Origin of the sequence: Hansschlegelia quercus (assembly GCF_004310425.1) — a bacterium.
Classification (GTDB): Bacteria; Pseudomonadota; Alphaproteobacteria; order Rhizobiales; family Methylopilaceae; genus Methylopila; species Methylopila quercus.
This window is the reverse complement of record NZ_SIUB01000001.1, coordinates 496,536-512,085: the sequence shown is the minus strand read 5'-3', so window position 1 is coordinate 512,085 and position 15,550 is coordinate 496,536. Positions and strand designations below refer to the sequence as shown.

Genomic DNA, 15,550 nt, shown 5'->3' with positions numbered 1-15,550 from the left:
CCGGAGCGGCGCGCCACCGTCTAACGTTCGGGAGCCATGGATGGAAACCCGCCGGTCTGCCGCAGCGCTTCGGTCAGGACCATGGCGGCCGCCACCGCGACGTTGAGCGACCGCAGCCCCGGCCGCATCGGAATCGCGATCCGAAGGTCGGCCACCGCGTGGACCTCGTCGGGCGCGCCGGCGCTTTCGCGGCCGACCATCAGCACGTCGTCGGGGAGGTGCTCGACCTCGAGGAAGGAGGTCGCGGCCTTGGTCGTCAGCAGCACCAGACGGCCGCGACGCGCCTGCTCGAATGCGGCGAAGCTCGCGTGGCGGACGATCTCGACGTGGTCGAGATAGTCGAGGCCCGCGCGGCGGAAGGCGCGGTCGGAGACCGGGAAGCCGGCGGGCTCCACGATATCGACTGCAACGCCGAGGCAGGCCGCGAGGCGCAACATCGTGCCTGCGTTCTGCGGGATGTCGGGCTGGAAAAGCGCCAGTCTCATGAACGATCTAGCCCCAATTCAGCCGCGCGAAAAAGACGCGCTGCGACACGATGTCTCAAACTTTCGCCATAGGCTGGACAGTTTTTCGGGTGGGTGCGAGAAGCGGACCCAATGAGAGCCGTTCAAAAGAGCGGCCGGGCGTCGAAGCGGAGAGCTCCGCCAGCGGCGCGAACGCGCTGTGGAGGCGACCCTGGAAGCGACTTCGACGCACGACGTCCATGAACATGGCGCGCCGGATCCTGATCGGCGCGATTTCCTCTTCCTCGCGACCGGCGCGGCGGCCGCCGTCGGCGCCGGCTTCCTCGCTTGGCCGTTCATCGCGCAGATGAACCCCGACGCCTCCGAGCTCGCTCTGTCCTCGACCGAGATCGACCTCTCCCAGGTCGCCGAAGGTCAGGTGATCACGGTCAAGTGGCGCGGCAAGCCGGTCTTCGTCTGGAACCGCACCAAGGACCAGATCGAGAAGGCGAAGCAGGTCCCGCTCGGCGATCTTGTCGACCCGATGGCCCGCAACGAAAACCTCGAGCCCGATGCGCCCGCGACCGACGCCAACCGCGCTGCGGAAGGCAAGGAGAACTGGCTGATCGTCGTCGGCGTCTGCACGCATCTCGGTTGCGTCCCCTTGGCGAATTCCGGCGATTTCGGCGGCTGGCTCTGCCCGTGCCACGGCTCGCACTACGACGCGGCCGGCCGCATCCGGCGGGGGCCCGCGCCGCAGAACCTCGACATTCCCCCTTACGCCTTCGAGTCGGACACAAAGGTCAAGATCGGCTGAGCCGCTCTTCTTAATCAAAAAGACGCCGGTCCAACGAGGCGGGCGCTGGAGGGACGGACGTCAATGGAAGGTCATTCGGTCTATAAGCCGAAATCAGGCGTGGCGCGGTGGTTCGAAGACCGGCTGCCCATCGTCGGCCTGGTGCATTCGAGCGCGATCGCCTACCCGGTGCCGCGCAATCTCAACTATTTCTGGACCTTCGGCGGCATCCTCTCAGTGATGCTCGTCGCGCAGATCGTGACCGGCATCGTGCTGGCGATGCACTACGTGCCGTCCGCCGATCTCGCCTTCGGCTCGGTCGAGAAGATCATGCGCGACGTCAATTACGGCTGGCTGCTGCGCTATCTGCACGCCAACGGCGCGTCGATGTTCTTCATCGCCGTCTACATCCACATCTTCCGCGGGCTTTATTACGGCTCCTATCAGGCGCCGCGCGAGGTGATCTGGATCCTTGGCGTCATCATCCTGCTGCTGATGATGGCGACCGCCTTCATGGGCTACGTGCTGCCCTGGGGGCAGATGTCGTTCTGGGGCGCGACCGTCATCACCAATCTGTTCTCGGCCATCCCCGTGGTCGGCTCGTCGATCGTGACGTGGCTGTGGGGCGGCTTCTCGGTCGGCGACCCGACGCTCAACCGCTTCTTCGCGCTGCATTATCTGCTGCCCTTCATGATCGCGGGCGTGGTCGGCCTGCATATCTGGGCGCTGCATCATGTCGGCCAGAACAATCCGACCGGCGTCGACGTGAAGGACATCCGCAAGGACACCGTTCCCTTCAGCCCCTATGCGACGCTGAAGGACGGCTTTGCGCTGGTGTGCTTCTTCATCATGTTCGCGTGGTTCGTCTTCTACACGCCGAACTTCCTCGGCCACGCCGACAACTACACCGAGGCGAACCCGCTGGTCACGCCTGCGCACATCGTGCCGGAATGGTACTTCCTGCCGTTCTACGCGATCCTGCGCGCCATCCCGTCCAAGCTCGGCGGCGTGCTCGCCATGTTCTCGGCGATCGCCGTCCTGCTGGTGCTGCCGTGGCTCGACGGCTCTAGGGTGCGCTCCTGCAACTACCGGCCGATCTACCGGATCTTCCTGGTGATCTTCGCCGTGGACTGCGTGATGCTCGGCTGGCTCGGCTCCAAGCCGCCGGAGGGCTGGTACATCCCGATCTCGCGGCTCGCGACCTTCTGGTACTTCTTCCATCTTCTCCTGATCCTGCCCGTCGTCAGCCGGATCGAGACCCCGAGGCCGCTGCCCGCGTCGATCGCGGAATCCGTCCTGAAGAGGGTCAAGACGCGGCCCGGGGAGCCCGGCCTGGCGCCGCCGGCTCCGGGCGCGGCGTGAGCGGCGTGGCGACGATGCTTCAGGACAAGATCATGAACGCTCGCATGGCGGCGCGCGCGGCCGCCCTCATTTTCGGCGCGGGCTTGGCGCTGCCCGGCCTGACGATGGTTGCGTCGGCGGCCGAGCAGGAGCACCCGCCGGCGCAGAGCTGGTCGTTCTCGGGTCCGTTCGGCAGGTTCAACACGGCGCAGCTGCAGCGCGGCTTCAAGATCTATCGCGAGGTCTGCTCGAACTGCCACAGCCTCGATCGGGTGGCGTTCCGCAATCTCGCGGAGCATGGCGGCCTCGGTTTCTCCGAGGAGCAGGCCAAGACCATCGCCGCGGAATACAAGATCAAGGACGGTCCGAACGACAGCGGCGACATGTTCGAGCGTCCGGGGCGTCTCTCCGACCGCTTCCCGAGCCCGTTCCCGAACGAGGAGGCGGCTCGCGCCGCGAATGGCGGCGCCCATCCGCCGGACATGTCGACGCTCGCCAAGGCCCGCACCTATGAGCGCGGCTTCCCGCAGTTCGTGTTCGATATCTTCACGCAGTACCAGGAGCAGGGGCAGGACTACATCCATGCCTTGCTCGGGGGCTACGAGGAGCCGCCGGCCGACGTGAAGGCGCCCAAGGCCGGCCTGCACTACAACAGATACTTCCCCGGCCACTGGATCGGCATGGCGAAGCCGATCTCGGACGGCCAGGTCGACTATCCCGACGGCACGCCGACCACGGTCGACCAGTACGGCAAGGACGTCGCCGCCTTCCTCACTTGGGCGGCCGAGCCGCACATGATGGCGCGCAAGCATCTGGGCGCGGTGGTCATCTTCTTCCTCGTCGTCTTCGCCGGCCTGCTCTACGCGGTGAAGAAGCGCGTCTGGCATCGCTGGGACACCGAACACGCCTGACCTGAACCTCAAGCGTCCAATAGGGGCGGCGTAATCCCGGCCGAGCGAAGCGAGAGCCGGGATCGTTCTCCGGGAAAAGGCGCGTTATCCTGCTGACGATCCCGGCTCGGCGCGTCGCGCCGTCCGGGATGACGGTTTAGGGGAGACGGCATGGCCAAGGCGACGCTCGGGATCATCGGCGGCTCCGGCCTCTATGACCTCCCCGGACTGCAGGATGTCCGCGAGCTCGACGTCGCCACGCCCTGGGGCGAGCCCTCGGCGCCTCTGAAGGAAGGCCGCATCGGCGCGACGCGGATCGTCTTCCTGCCGCGCCATGGGATCGGGCACCGCTTCTCGCCCTCCGACATCGACTATCGCGCGAATATCGACGCGCTGAAGCGGGCAGGGGTCACCGACCTCGTCTCGCTGTCGGCCTGCGGCTCCTACCGCGAGGACCTGCCGCCGGGCATGTTCGTGCTGGTCGACCAGTTCATAGACCGCACCTTCCGCCGCGAGAGCTCGTTCTTCGGCGCCGGCTGCGTCGCCCATGTCGCGTTCTCGGATCCCGTCGCGCCGAACCTCGTCGCGCGTCTCGCCAAGGCTGCGGCCGAGGAGAACCTCGCGCACATCGTCGGCGGAACCTACGTCTGCATGGAGGGGCCGCAATTCTCGACCCGTGCGGAATCCAGCGCCTACAAGGCGATGGGGGCCTCCGTCGTCGGCATGACCAACATGCCGGAGGCGAAGCTCGCCCGCGAGGCCGAGATCTCCTATGCGACCGTCGCAATGGTGACGGATTACGACGCTTGGCGACCGCAGGAAGCCGGCGTGGAGGTGTCTTCGATTCTTGAGGTGATGCGCGCAAATGTTGCGGCGGCCGGGCGTCTCGTCGCGCGGCTGGCGGCGGAGTTTCCGGAGGAGCGCGAGGCCTGCCCGGTCGGTTCGGACCGTGCGCTGGACTACGCGATCCTCACGCCGCCCGACTTCCGCGACCCTGCGCTGATGGCCAAGCTCGAAGCGATCGCTAGCCGGGTACTCTGAGGGCGATTTCCCTCAGCGCGTGCCGATGCTGCCGGTCATGTCCGGATCGGATGCGAAGCCCAAAGCCGGCGCCGAAGGCGCGCTGGGCTGACGGGGCTTCATGGGCAGCGTCGGGCCGGCCGAGGCCAATACCGGCTGAGCGTTGGCGCCGATCACGCGCTTCGGCGGCGCCGCCGCGATGTGCGTCTGAACCTCGACAGTCTCGGCGTTGCGAGCGCGCGGCAGCGGAACGGCTGCGGAGGCGACAGCCTGGGCGACCGGCGCGGCAGGAACCTTTGCCTTGGCGACAACCGCCGGCATGACGCCGCGCACGGGCGGCAGCGGCGCCGACGGGACGGCCGGCGTGCTAACCGCGGCGATCTGCGCCTCAGCGGGCTTCGCAGGCTGGCGGACGAGGAAGGACGGCTTGCGCTCGACAGACGCAGTCGAGGCGGCGATCTGCACGTCGCGGACCGGCGGCAGCGGGACGGCGGCGATCTCAGGCTGGGCGGTCACAGCTTTGACCGGCTCCGCCTTAACCGACTGCACCTTTGCAGGCTCCGCGGCCGCGAGCTGGAAAGAAGTCGTTGCGGGCTGCACGGGTCCAGAGCGGAACTTGCCGTCGCGGCCCATGCCGACATCCGCCAGCATACCCTTGCGCTTGGCGTCGTAGTAATAGCCGCTGGCGTAGAGGCCGACAGCGCGGCTCTCATTTCCGCCGGCGACTTTGTAGGCGCCCGCGAGGTAACGCACGCCGTAGGTGAGGTTGGTGTCGGCGTCGAGCAGCCCGGCGGCGTCGCCCTGATAGCCCATCGACTTCGCGGTGGCCGGCTTGATCTGCATCATGCCGTAATGCCCGCCGTTGCGGGCGCTGGGATTGTATCGGCTCTCGCGGACGATGATCCGCCGGATCAAGGATTCCGGCACGCCGTTGGCGCGCGCATGCTTCGCGATGATCGCGTCATAGGCCGCAGGAGCGGCCTGACGTTCGGCGCATACAGCGCCTTGAGCGCAACCGGCCGCAATCACGACCCCAAATACGACTGACTTCAAGTCCCCGTCCCTTGGCCGACGCACGAGGTATTCTGATCGCCTGAAAATAAGGCCAGACCGTGACTCCGCCCGATCTGCGCCGCATTGCCTTTCGGTCCGGCGTCTGCAGCGCCCGTTAAAAGGGAAAAGGAAGGCGGACGTCTCGTCGCCGAGGCGTCCGCCGCTCGATGATGGCCATGTGGGGGCGACACGGCCTCGAGCGCCCCGAACTCGAGAGCCCCGGGCGGCGTGAATACGTCGCCTCGTCGCGATCGGTTCATTGCTTCTCGCGCGCATATCGCTTGCGCTAGCATGGCCCGCGACACATTGGAGAAGCCGATGAGAGACGCGTTGCCTGCCGCGCTGAGCCTCAATGCGGGCTTCGTCGACACTGCCGGGTTTCTCGCGCTGCACGGCCTGTTCACCACCCACGTCACCGGAAACTTCGTGACGCTCGGCGCGGCGCTCGTCACCGGCGCGTCCGGCACGCTCGCGAAGCTGCTGGCGCTGCCGCTGTTCTGCGTGGTCGTGGCGCTTGCGACGCTGCTTGGTCATCTGCTCGCGCGGGCAAAGATGTCGCCGCTGAGGTCGCTGCTGTTCCTGCAATTCCTCCTGCTGGTCGCGGCGTCCGTGCTCGCCGTCCAGTTCGGGCCGTTTCCGAACGGCGACGCGCCCACGGCTCTCGCGATCGGCGGAGCGCTCGTCGCGGCCATGGCGATACAGAACGCCGCCCAGCGCCTCCATCTGTCGGCGTTCCCGCCGACCACGATCATGACCGGCACTACCACCCAGATCATGATCGACGTCGCCGAACTCATGCGTAGAGACATGCGGGACGACGTCAGGGCCGCCGCCAAGGCGCGCCTGAAGCGGATGTCGCTCGCGGTTGCGGTCTTCGCCCTCGGCTGCGCCGCCGCGGCGATCTTTTTCGCTTACGCGCCGGGCTGGTGCTTCGCCGCCCCGCCGGTTCTCGCCGCCGTCGCGATGGTTCTGCCCGATCCTGCGGATGCGTCCGCTAAAGCCTGAGGCGCCTCAGCCCAGCTTCAATTCCGCGACCGCCTGCGGCTCGTTTGCGCGTAGGCGACGGATCGTCTCGCGCAGCCAGCGATGGGCGGGATCGTTGTCGTATGAAGCGTGCCACATCATCGAGATCGCGAAATCAGGCAGTTCGACCGGGGCGGGGCTGATCGCGAGGCCCATCGAGCCGGCGAAGAACCGGGCGACGCGCGAATGCATCGTCGCGATCACCGGCGCCTCGCGCACCACGAAAGGCACTGCGCTGAAGCGCGGCGAGGTCAGCGCGATGCGGCGGGTGAGACCGAGCTTGCCAAGCGCGTCGTCGACCACGCCGTGGGCGCTCTCGACGAGGCTCGTCAGCACGTGCGGCAGCCGGACGTAATCCTCGAGCGAGATCGGCGGCTCGACGCCGACCAGTGCCGGATTGAAGATGCAGACGTAATTGTCGCGATGGAGCAGGCGGCGCTTGTGATGCGCGGCGCCGTCCTCGAACAGGCCGATGCCGAGGTCGACGCGGCCGGAATCCAGATCATCAAGGATGCGGATGCGGTCGATGCTGCGAATCAAAAGGTCGACGCCCGGCGCGACGGCGCTGAGATGCGCCACGAGGCGCGGAACGAGCAGCATCTCGGTCGAGTCCGGCAGCCCGATGGTGAAGCTGCGCCTGGCGGTGAGAGGATCGAACGCCGCCGGCGGCGCCATGATCGCCTCCATCTGCGCGAGCGCCGCACGGACAGGTTCGGCCAGCGCCGCGGCCTTCGGCGTCGGGCGCATGCCCGTCGGCGTCCGGACGAAGAGCTCGTCGTCAAATGTGGTCCGCAGCCGGCCGAGCGTATGGCTCATGGCGGACTGGCCGAGCCCGACCTTGGCCGCGGCGCGGGTGACCGCGCCCTCCGACATCAGCGCGTCGAACGCGACCAGAAGGTTGAGGTCCAGCTTAGCTAAATTAGCGTGATCGATAGGCATTATGAAATCAATCGGTTTGATTCATGATGCCGGTATAAGCACATTCGACCTCAAGACGCGACGGGCAATCGACCCGAAGCCAAACTCTGAGGTTCTGTCATGTCCAACCGCATTGTCGCCTTGTCAGCCGCCGCAGCGTTTGCGGCCTATGCCGCCGTCTCGGCGGTCCTCGTCGCCGCCGGGCCGGCTCTCGCCGGTGAGGCGTCGCCCGCAATCGTGCTGAGCTCGACGGTCGACCGCCCGCTGTCGCCGATCGCGCCGTCGGCTGCTGCCGCGGCCGCCACGCAGAGCCCCGGCTCCGTCGGGGTGATGCACTACGCGACCGACGGCGTCGCGACCAGCGTCGCCGACGTCCAGCGTCAGGGCGGCAAGGCGACCGCCGGCGCCGTCCGCTGGTTCGCCTCCGCCGAGCTGACCGGCTCGTGAACTAAGAGCCGCCGCCGCGCCTCCCAAGGGCGCGGCGGCCGACTGCGTGCTTCGAGACGCGCCTTTGGCGCTCCTCAGCATGAGGACCGTTTGAGCTGCTGAACATCCCTCGTGCTGAGGAGCCGGCCGTCAGGTCGGCGTCTCGAAGCACGCCCAGCCTGATCGCTGCCCTCAGATGCTGCCGACCGTCTTCAGGCGGGCGCGCGGATGGATCTCGTTCTGCGACATGACCGGCGTCTGGTTGCGGAAGCGTTCGACGATCGAGCGCACGAAGGGCCGGGCGGTGGCCGAGGTCAGCAGCACGGGCTGCTCGCCGATTTTGGCGGCCTCCTCGAAGCGGTCGCGCACGCCTGCGATGAACTCGTGCAGCTTGGACGGCGCCATGGCCAGGCTCTTCTCCTCACCGGTTCCGACGATCGATTCCGCAAAGGCCTGCTCCCAGGCCGGCGACAGCGAGACCAGCGGCAGGTAGCCGCCCATCGCCTGGTGCTGCGCGCAGAGCTGGCGCGACAGGCGCGACCGCACGTGCTCGACGATCTGCGCCGGGCCGCGCGTGAAGGAGATCGCCTCCGCGATCCCCTCGAGGATCGCGCCGAGGTCGCGGATCGACACCCGCTCGACGAGCAGCAGCTGCAGCACCCGCTGGACGCCGGTCGTCGAGATCTGGCTCGGGATGAGGTCCTCGACGAGCTTCTGCTGCTCCTTGGGCAGCTCCTTCAGAAGCTTGGAGACCTCCCCGTAGGACAGCAGGTCCGGCATGTTCGCCTTGATGATCTCGGACAGATGCGTCGAGAGCACGGTGGTTGCGTCCACAACCGTGTAGCCGCGGATGTTGGCTTCTTCGCGCAGGGAGCCGTCGACCCAGGTGGCGGGCAGGCCGAAGGTCGGCTCGATCGTATGGACGCCCGGCAGGTTCACCTGTCCGCCGCTCGGGTCCATGACCATGAACTGCGCCGGATAGGCGGTGCCCGCGCCGGCCTCGACCTCCTTCACCTTCACCGAATAGGCGTTCGGCTGGAGCTGGAGATTGTCGAGCAGGCGGACCGACGGCATCAGGAAGCCCATCTCGGCCGCGATCGTGCGGCGGAGCGCCTTGATCTGCTCAGTCAGCTTGTCCGGGCCTTCCGAGGCGTCGACCAGCGGCAGCAGGGCGTAACCGAGCTCGATCTTCAGATCGTCCATCTTCAGCGCAGCCGCGACCGGCTCCTCGGCCGCGGCGCCCTCCGCGCCGCCGGCGGCCTCGGTTGCGATCTTCGCGACGCGCTCGGCGTCGGCGACGCGGTTCGCCTGCTCCGAACGATAGGCGAGCCAGCCGGCGCCGGCGGCGAGCCCCGCGAACGGGATCAGCGGAATGCCCGGCAGCAGCGACATCACGCCCATGACGACGGCCGCGAGCGCAAGCGCCTTCGGGTAGCCGGAGAGCTGCTTCATCAGCGCCTTGTCGGCGGAGCCGGAGACGCCCGCCTTCGACACCAGCATGCCGGCCGCGGTCGAGACCACCAGCGCCGGGATCTGGCTGACGAGGCCGTCGCCAATCGACAGCAGGGTGTAGGAATGTGCGGCTTCGGCGAAGCCAAGGCCGTTCTGCGCGATGCCGATCACCATGCCGCCGAGCACGTTGATGAACACGATCAGCAGGCCCGCGATCGCGTCGCCGCGCACGAATTTGGACGCGCCGTCCATCGCGCCGAAGAACGTGCTCTCGTCCTCGAGATCCTTGCGGCGGACCTTGGCGGTGGCCTCGTCGATCAGTCCGGCCGAAAGGTCCGCGTCGATCGCCATCTGCTTGCCGGGCATGGCGTCGAGGGTGAAGCGCGCCGCGACTTCGGCGATGCGGCCCGAACCCTTGGTGATGACGACGAAGTTCACGATCACCAGGATCGCGAACACGATGACGCCGATGACGAAATTGCCGCCCATCACGAAGTTGCCAAAGGCTTCGATGACGTGGCCGGCGGCGTCCGTACCCTCGTGGCCATGGGCGAGGATCAGGCGCGTCGAGGCGAGGTTGAGCGACAGCCGCAGCATGGTCGCGACCAGCAGCACGGTCGGAAACGCCGAGAATTCCAGCGGGCGCTCGATGAACAGCGCCGTCATCAGGATCAGCACGGACAGGATGATCGAGATCGCGAGCAGCAGGTCCAGCAGGAAGGACGGGAGCGGGACGATCAGCACGCAGAGGATGACGAGAACGCCGAGCGCGAGCCCGATGTCGCCGTTGCGGACGACGTCCCACGCGCGGTTCAGGACCACCGGCAGCCGGACGCCGCCGCCTGCGGCCGCGACCGGCTTCGCGGCTTCCGCCACCGTCAGATCCGTCATGCGCATTCCCCGCCAACCCGCGACCCGGCAAGTTTTGCCGCCCGCACGGTTAGCTGAGGGTTAAGAGCGGTTAAGCCTGGGTTAACGGGACGCCGGAACGCGCCTCAAGGTTATTTGCCGCCCATCAAATTCGACGCCAGGCTCACGCTGATCGCGATGATCACCGTGTTGAACACGAACGATACGACCCCATGCAGCAGGGTCAGCCGGCGCATGGCGCTCGATTGAGTGTCGGTGTCTGAGACCTGGAAGGTCATGCCGATCGTGAAGGCATAGTAGGCGAAGTCGCTGAACACAGGCGGCCCGCCGGGGAAGTCGATGCCCGGCTTGTCCGGGCCGCCGTCGAAGCAGCGATGGGCGTAATGCGCAGCGAAGGTCGTATGAAGCAGCATCCAAGAGATCAGGATCGTGAGGGCGCCGAGCGCCAGAGCCGCCCCGCCGGACTTCGCGGAGACCATGTCGAAGATCGCGGCGAAGCTTCCCGCGACGGCGGCGGTTAGGATCAGCGTGATCGCGCCGCGGCCTTCGTCCTCCTTCCGCGACCATGTCTGGATCTCTTTGGCCGGGATCGGCGAGAGCGTGAACCAGACTCGAGCGGCGTAAGCCGCCGCCGCCGCGTCCCAGCCGATGACGGTCGCGATCTTCGCCGGCGCGAACAGACCGGCGAGCGCTCCGGCGGCGACGCCGAACGCCGCGCAGGCCGCGAGCCGGAGCCCGTGACGCCGCCAGCCTTTGAGCGCCTTCGGCTTCGGATCGGCTTTGGGTGAAGGCGAGCGCGCCATCGGCAATTCTCCCTGATTTTCGACAGGGTTTGCGCCATGTTCACGAAGCGGACAAGGCGAAGGTCCTGGATCCCGATCGCGCCCGCCGATTGCCCTCGGTCCGGAACGGCCTATCGTCCTGAGAAGGGGCGTTAGAGGGGTGGAACCGATGTTCGACGTCTTCGAGATGATGAGGCGGGCGCAGGGCGGACAGGCCTTCGACAATCTCGCTCGCGCCTATGGCCTGTCGCCGGAGCAGATGCGGGCGGCCGCCGCGGCCGTCTCTCCCGCCTTTGCCCAGGCTTTCCAGCGCCGCTCCGAGGGCGAGGAGGCGGCCGAGCGCCTGTCGCAGATGTTCGGCGCCGAGACCTATGCCCGCGCCTTCGACATGCAGTCCGCGGCCTTCGACGCCGCCGCGCAGGGTCCCGGCGACGCCGCGCTGTCCGCGCTGTTCGGCTCGCCGGACGTCTCGCGCGCCGTTGCGGCGCAGGCGTCGGCAGCGTCAGGCGTGCAGGCCGAGATCATCCGTAAGGTTCTGCCGGTGCTCGCGGGCGTGCTGATCGGCGGCTTCCTGAAGGCGTCGAAGGCGCCTGGCGCGGCGCCGGCCGCCGATTACTGGCGGAACATAGCGGGCGCCCCGGCGCCGTTCGGGCGGAACGCCGCGCAGGAAGAAGCGGCGGAGCCAAAGGAGGCTGCGACCATGATGGGCGATATGGTGGCGGAAATGCTGAACGGCATGTTCCCCGGCGTGCGTCCGACGCCGGAGCGACCGGGCTCCGGGCCCACGCCTGAACCCGAGTCGCCTCCGGCCGGTCGTGGGGACGAGGACCGGCCGGAGGCGGGCGGCGCCCCGTTCGACGCTTTCGTCGAGGGAAGCCGCGAGTGGCAGGCGGAAAACGCCAAGGCCATGGAGAAGATCTTCGACGCGTTCTGGGGCGGCGCGAAGAAGGGAGGCTGATCGTCACCCCTGCCTTGCGTGGCGCTCGGCTGCGGCTTCGGCGAGGCGGATGGTCGGGTCGCCCCAGAGCGACCAGCGGTTCACGGATTCGACCTCGGCGCGCGTCAGTCCCACGTCGGCCAGCATGCGGTCGTCCATCCGGGCGAGCTCGCCCACGGCGCGGCGGCGCACCAGGGTCGCTGCGAAAGCCTTCGCCTGGGTCTTGAGATGGTCGAACGCGCGGGGGCCGAAGCCGGTCCGCTGGGAATGCGGGACGTGATGGGCGGTCATGGTCGTCTCCTGAAGTCAGGTCCTTTCCGCGGCTTTGGCCGCATGTCCGAGAAGCCCGGTCGGCTTCTGGGAGGCCGGGATACGCGCGCTTAATTGATAAGAAAAACGAATGTTCGTAATGTGGGGCATCATCTCGCTTGATGTCTCACGAGGTCGCGCCGTGCCGGCTCTTCTCGATGTCGACCAACTCCGCACGCTGATCGCCGTCGTCGACACCGGCTCCTTCACGCGCGCGGCCGAGATCGTCTTCAAGACGCAATCCGCGGTCTCGATGCAGATGAAGCGGCTGGAGGAGCGGGTCGGCCGCCAGGTCTTCGCCCGCGACGGGCGCGGCGTGAAGCTGACGGAGGACGGCGAGCGGCTGCTCGATTACGCGCGGCGCATCGTCCACATCTCGCGCGAGGCGGTCTCCGCCTTCGCCGACGACGCGCTGACCGGCCGCGTCCGGCTCGGCCTGCCGGACGACTACGCCGAGCGCTATCTGCCTGAAATTCTCGCCCGGTTCTCAAGCTCCAACCCGCGGGTCGAGGTCACGGTGGCGTGCGAGCCGTCGGACAGCCTGACCGAACTCGTCGCCCGCGACGAACTCGATCTCGCGATCATCACCCACGCCTCACGCAGGCCGGTCGGCGAGGTCATCCGGCAGGAGCCGCTGCTCTGGGTGACGTCGCAGCGCTCCGTGGTCCATGAGGAGTCGGTCATCCCGCTCGCGCTCAGCCACGCCGCCTGCGTTTGGCGCGAGAGCGCGATTGCGAAGCTGGAGGAGATCGGCCGGCCGCACCGGGTGCTTTATTCGAGCCGCAACTTCGCGGCGGTCGGCGCCGCCGTGCTCGCTGGCCTCGCGATGACGGTGCTGCCGGAATCCGCGCTCCGGCCGGGGATGCGGGTGCTGGGCTCCGCCGAAGGCTTTCCGCCGCTGCCGAGCTGCAAGATCGCGCTGCTGCGCAATCCGGGCGCGGTGACGGAGACCGCGCTCGCGCTCGCGGACCATATCGTCGCGAGCCTCGATAACATGACGATCCGCCTCGACGGCGCCGCCGCGGAGTGAGCCGCGCTTGACGCTGGGAGCCGCCGACGCGATCTCCGGTCGGGATCGAAGGAGCCACAAGCCGATGCACGCCTCAGGCGCCCGCGAGCACCTCGCGCATTTTGAACACGACCACCGCTTTCTCGGCGACGACCATGTCGAGAATGCGCGGCGCGCCACGATCGTCACCGGGATCACTGCCGCGACCATGGTGGTGGAGATCGTCGCGGGCTGGCTCACCGGCTCGATGGCGCTGCTTGCCGACGGGGTTCATATGGCGACGCATGCCGGCGCGATCGGCGTCGCGGCGTTCGCCTACAGGATCGCCGCCCGCCGCTCCGAAGACCCGCGGCTGGCGATGGGCGCAGGCAAGGTCGGCGACCTCGCGGGCTTCGCGAACGCGATTGTTCTCGGCCTGGTGGCGCTTGCGATCGGCTTCGAATCGATCGCCCGCATCCTCGATCCGCAGGCGGTCGCCTATGGCGAGGCGGCGATCATCGCCGTGCTCGGCCTGATCGTGAACATCGTCTGCGCCATCCTGCTCGGCGGCCACGCCGGCCACGACCATGGCGGCTCGCATGGGGGGCATTCCCATACGGGGCACGACCATGCTCATGCGCATGGCCATTCACACGCTCATGACCGGGGTCACGGCCATGCGGCCGGGGCCAAGGACCAGAACCTTCGCGGGGCCTATCTCCACGTGCTGGCCGACGCGGTGACCTCGGTGCTGGCGATCGCCGCGCTCGGCGCGGGCTGGGCGTTCGGATGGCGGTGGGTCGATCCCGCGGTCGGCGTGCTCGGCGCCGGGCTGATCGCCTCGTGGTCGCTGACGCTGCTGCGCGACACGGCCGCCACGCTGACCGACGCGCCAGCCGATCCCGCGCTCGAGAAAACCATTCGCGCGCGGCTGGAGGTCGGGGACGTCCGGATCTGCGACCTGCATCTGTGGCGGGTCGGCCCGGGCAAGGTCGCCGCGATCGTCGCGCTCGTGACGCACCACCCGCAGCCGCCGGAGACCTACAAGGCGAAGCTCATGGGCCTCGACGCGCTGGCGCATGTGACGGTGGAGGTGAACCGCTGCCCCGGCGAGGACTGCGCTGCGGCTTGAGTCCGCTCAGGCGCCCTGTAGCGTCGGGTCCGGATCGAGCAGGCGGTGCAGGTGGACGACGAAGTAGCGCATATGCGCGTCGTCGACGGTCGCCTGCGCCTTCGCCTTCCAGGCGGCGCGGGCGGAAGCGTAGTCCGGGAAGATGCCGACGATGTCGAGCTTCTCGACGTCGCTGAACGAGACGCCCGAGACGTCCTCCAACTCTCCGCCGAAGACGAGGTGAAGAAGCTGCTTGGGGGCGACTTCGCTCATCGGTAGGGCTCCAGCGCGTCGAGGGCGTCGCGCTCTGCGTGGAGCGCGTCTTTAAGGGCTTGGGCGCGCGCAGGCGGGGCCGCGATCAGTCCGCCATGACGCGTCGTCGGTCGGTTATAGGTCGGTGCGGCGCCGTCGAAGCCGGTCAGCTTCGCGCCGGCCTCCTCGAGGATCAGATGGGCGGCGGCGATGTCCCAGTCATGGGCGTTCGGCCGCGCCAGCGCCGCGTCGAGGTCGCCGGCGGCGACCTTCACCAGCCGGTTCGCGAGCGCGTAATGCCAGCGGCCCTTCTGGACGCCGTAGCTCTTCAGCGGGCCGAGCAGCGCCTGAGGGCCGCCGACCTTGGCGCCGCTCAGCTCGGCCGGGTTCGGCGTCGCCATGCGCACGCCGTTGCGGAACGCGCCTCCGCCCCGTGTGGCGATGAAGGCGATGTCATTGCAGGGGTCGAACACCATGCCGACGACCGGCTGGCCGTCCTCGACGAGGGCGACCGAGACGACCCATTCCGGCGCGCCCTCGATGAAGGCGCGGGTGCCGTCGATCGGATCGACCACCCAGGTCAGCCGCTTGTCGAGCCGCTCGGTGGTGTCCGCGGTCTCCTCCGACAGCCAGCCTGCGCCCGGCGCGAGCTCCGGCAGGCGCGCGGCCAGAAAGCGGTCGACGGCGATGTCGGCTTCCGTGACCGGGCTGTCGTCGGCCTTGGTCCAGCGCTCGGCCCCGCTCTTGAAGTAGCCGAGCGCGATCGCGCCGGCCTCCCGCACGATTTCGGCGAGTGGGTCGGACAGGCGCTCGAGGTCGATGGTCGCTGAAGGTGTCGCCACGCGCCTTCTCTAATACGGCGAGGCCGCGCGGGGAAAGGCGCAAATGCGCGCAAGCCCGCGGATGAGGCGCCCCAGCGTTCAGACAATTGTCACCCTC

17 protein-coding genes are annotated in these 15,550 nt (G+C 68.1%); 9 read left to right on the top strand and 8 right to left on the bottom strand.

Annotated elements, in window-relative coordinates:
- Positions 1-20: 20 nt before the first annotated feature.
- On the bottom strand, positions 21-485 hold the full coding sequence (locus tag EYR15_RS02450) for a tRNA (cytidine(34)-2'-O)-methyltransferase (RefSeq protein ID WP_131001275.1): 465 nt from the start codon (positions 483-485) through the stop codon (positions 21-23).
- Positions 486-663: 178 nt separating this feature from the next.
- Here EYR15_RS02450 and petA point away from each other — a divergent pair, with 178 nt between their 5' ends.
- The 4 genes from petA to EYR15_RS02430 all read left to right on the top strand — a co-directional run bounded on the left by petA (position 664) and on the right by EYR15_RS02430 (position 4,511).
- Complete coding sequence (petA, locus tag EYR15_RS02445) at positions 664-1,260, top strand: ubiquinol-cytochrome c reductase iron-sulfur subunit (protein ID WP_245498106.1); 597 nt, start codon at positions 664-666, stop codon at positions 1,258-1,260.
- Positions 1,261-1,323: 63 nt separating this feature from the next.
- Complete coding sequence (locus tag EYR15_RS02440; protein WP_131001274.1) at positions 1,324-2,601, top strand: cytochrome b; 1,278 nt, start codon at positions 1,324-1,326, stop codon at positions 2,599-2,601.
- 14 nt (positions 2,602-2,615) lie between these two features.
- Positions 2,616-3,491, top strand: coding sequence for a cytochrome c1 (locus tag EYR15_RS02435; RefSeq protein WP_131001599.1), 876 nt, complete (start codon positions 2,616-2,618; stop codon positions 3,489-3,491).
- Positions 3,492-3,641: 150 nt separating this feature from the next.
- Positions 3,642-4,511, top strand: a complete 870-nt coding sequence (locus EYR15_RS02430) for an S-methyl-5'-thioadenosine phosphorylase (RefSeq protein WP_131001273.1) — start codon at positions 3,642-3,644, stop codon at positions 4,509-4,511.
- A gap of 12 nt (positions 4,512-4,523) precedes the next feature.
- Here EYR15_RS02430 and EYR15_RS17050 read toward each other — a convergent pair whose 3' ends face one another.
- The gene (locus EYR15_RS17050; protein ID WP_245498105.1) at positions 4,524-5,543 is read right to left on the bottom strand and encodes a lytic transglycosylase domain-containing protein; all 1,020 of its coding nucleotides are present in this window, start codon (positions 5,541-5,543) and stop codon (positions 4,524-4,526) included.
- 318 nt (positions 5,544-5,861) lie between these two features.
- Between EYR15_RS17050 and EYR15_RS02420 the strand changes: the two genes are divergently transcribed.
- Entirely contained in the window at positions 5,862-6,548 is a 687-nt protein-coding gene (locus EYR15_RS02420; RefSeq protein ID WP_131001272.1) for a YoaK family protein, read from the top strand.
- Positions 6,549-6,554: 6 nt separating this feature from the next.
- Here the strand turns inward: EYR15_RS02420 and EYR15_RS02415 are convergent, their stop codons facing one another.
- A complete protein-coding gene (locus tag EYR15_RS02415; protein ID WP_131001271.1) occupies positions 6,555-7,505 on the bottom strand; it encodes a LysR family transcriptional regulator in 951 nt (316 codons plus the stop codon).
- Positions 7,506-7,604: 99 nt separating this feature from the next.
- Here EYR15_RS02415 and EYR15_RS02410 point away from each other — a divergent pair, with 99 nt between their 5' ends.
- Complete coding sequence (locus EYR15_RS02410; protein ID WP_131001270.1) at positions 7,605-7,931, top strand: hypothetical protein; 327 nt, start codon at positions 7,605-7,607, stop codon at positions 7,929-7,931.
- A gap of 171 nt (positions 7,932-8,102) precedes the next feature.
- Here the strand turns inward: EYR15_RS02410 and flhA are convergent, their stop codons facing one another.
- Both flhA and EYR15_RS02400 read right to left on the bottom strand, forming a co-directional pair.
- Positions 8,103-10,253, bottom strand: coding sequence for a flagellar biosynthesis protein FlhA (flhA, locus tag EYR15_RS02405; protein WP_131001269.1), 2,151 nt, complete (start codon positions 10,251-10,253; stop codon positions 8,103-8,105).
- 110 nt (positions 10,254-10,363) lie between these two features.
- On the bottom strand, positions 10,364-11,035 hold the full coding sequence (locus EYR15_RS02400) for a DUF1345 domain-containing protein (RefSeq protein ID WP_131001268.1): 672 nt from the start codon (positions 11,033-11,035) through the stop codon (positions 10,364-10,366).
- 148 nt (positions 11,036-11,183) lie between these two features.
- Between EYR15_RS02400 and EYR15_RS02395 the strand changes: the two genes are divergently transcribed.
- On the top strand, positions 11,184-11,972 hold the full coding sequence (locus EYR15_RS02395; protein WP_131001267.1) for a DUF937 domain-containing protein: 789 nt from the start codon (positions 11,184-11,186) through the stop codon (positions 11,970-11,972).
- Positions 11,973-11,975: 3 nt separating this feature from the next.
- Here EYR15_RS02395 and EYR15_RS02390 read toward each other — a convergent pair whose 3' ends face one another.
- Entirely contained in the window at positions 11,976-12,242 is a 267-nt protein-coding gene (locus EYR15_RS02390) for a DUF1127 domain-containing protein (RefSeq protein ID WP_131001266.1), read from the bottom strand.
- A gap of 160 nt (positions 12,243-12,402) precedes the next feature.
- Between EYR15_RS02390 and EYR15_RS02385 the strand changes: the two genes are divergently transcribed.
- Both EYR15_RS02385 and dmeF read left to right on the top strand, forming a co-directional pair.
- Positions 12,403-13,290 carry a LysR substrate-binding domain-containing protein gene (locus EYR15_RS02385; RefSeq protein WP_131001265.1) on the top strand — a complete coding sequence of 296 codons (888 nt, stop codon included), beginning with the start codon at positions 12,403-12,405 and terminating at the stop codon, positions 13,288-13,290.
- Positions 13,291-13,354: 64 nt separating this feature from the next.
- Positions 13,355-14,380: a CDF family Co(II)/Ni(II) efflux transporter DmeF gene (gene dmeF / locus EYR15_RS02380; RefSeq protein ID WP_131001264.1), complete on the top strand. Its 1,026-nt coding sequence runs from the start codon at positions 13,355-13,357 to the stop codon at positions 14,378-14,380.
- 6 nt (positions 14,381-14,386) lie between these two features.
- On the opposite strand, the gene EYR15_RS02375 is transcribed toward dmeF, so the two are convergent.
- Positions 14,387-14,632 carry a DUF4170 domain-containing protein gene (locus EYR15_RS02375; protein ID WP_131001263.1) on the bottom strand — a complete coding sequence of 82 codons (246 nt, stop codon included), beginning with the start codon at positions 14,630-14,632 and terminating at the stop codon, positions 14,387-14,389.
- Positions 14,629-15,453 carry a 3'(2'),5'-bisphosphate nucleotidase CysQ gene (locus EYR15_RS02370; protein WP_131001262.1) on the bottom strand — a complete coding sequence of 275 codons (825 nt, stop codon included), beginning with the start codon at positions 15,451-15,453 and terminating at the stop codon, positions 14,629-14,631. The genes EYR15_RS02375 and EYR15_RS02370 overlap by 4 nt, the downstream gene beginning before the upstream one ends.
- Positions 15,454-15,550: the final 97 nt, after the last annotated feature.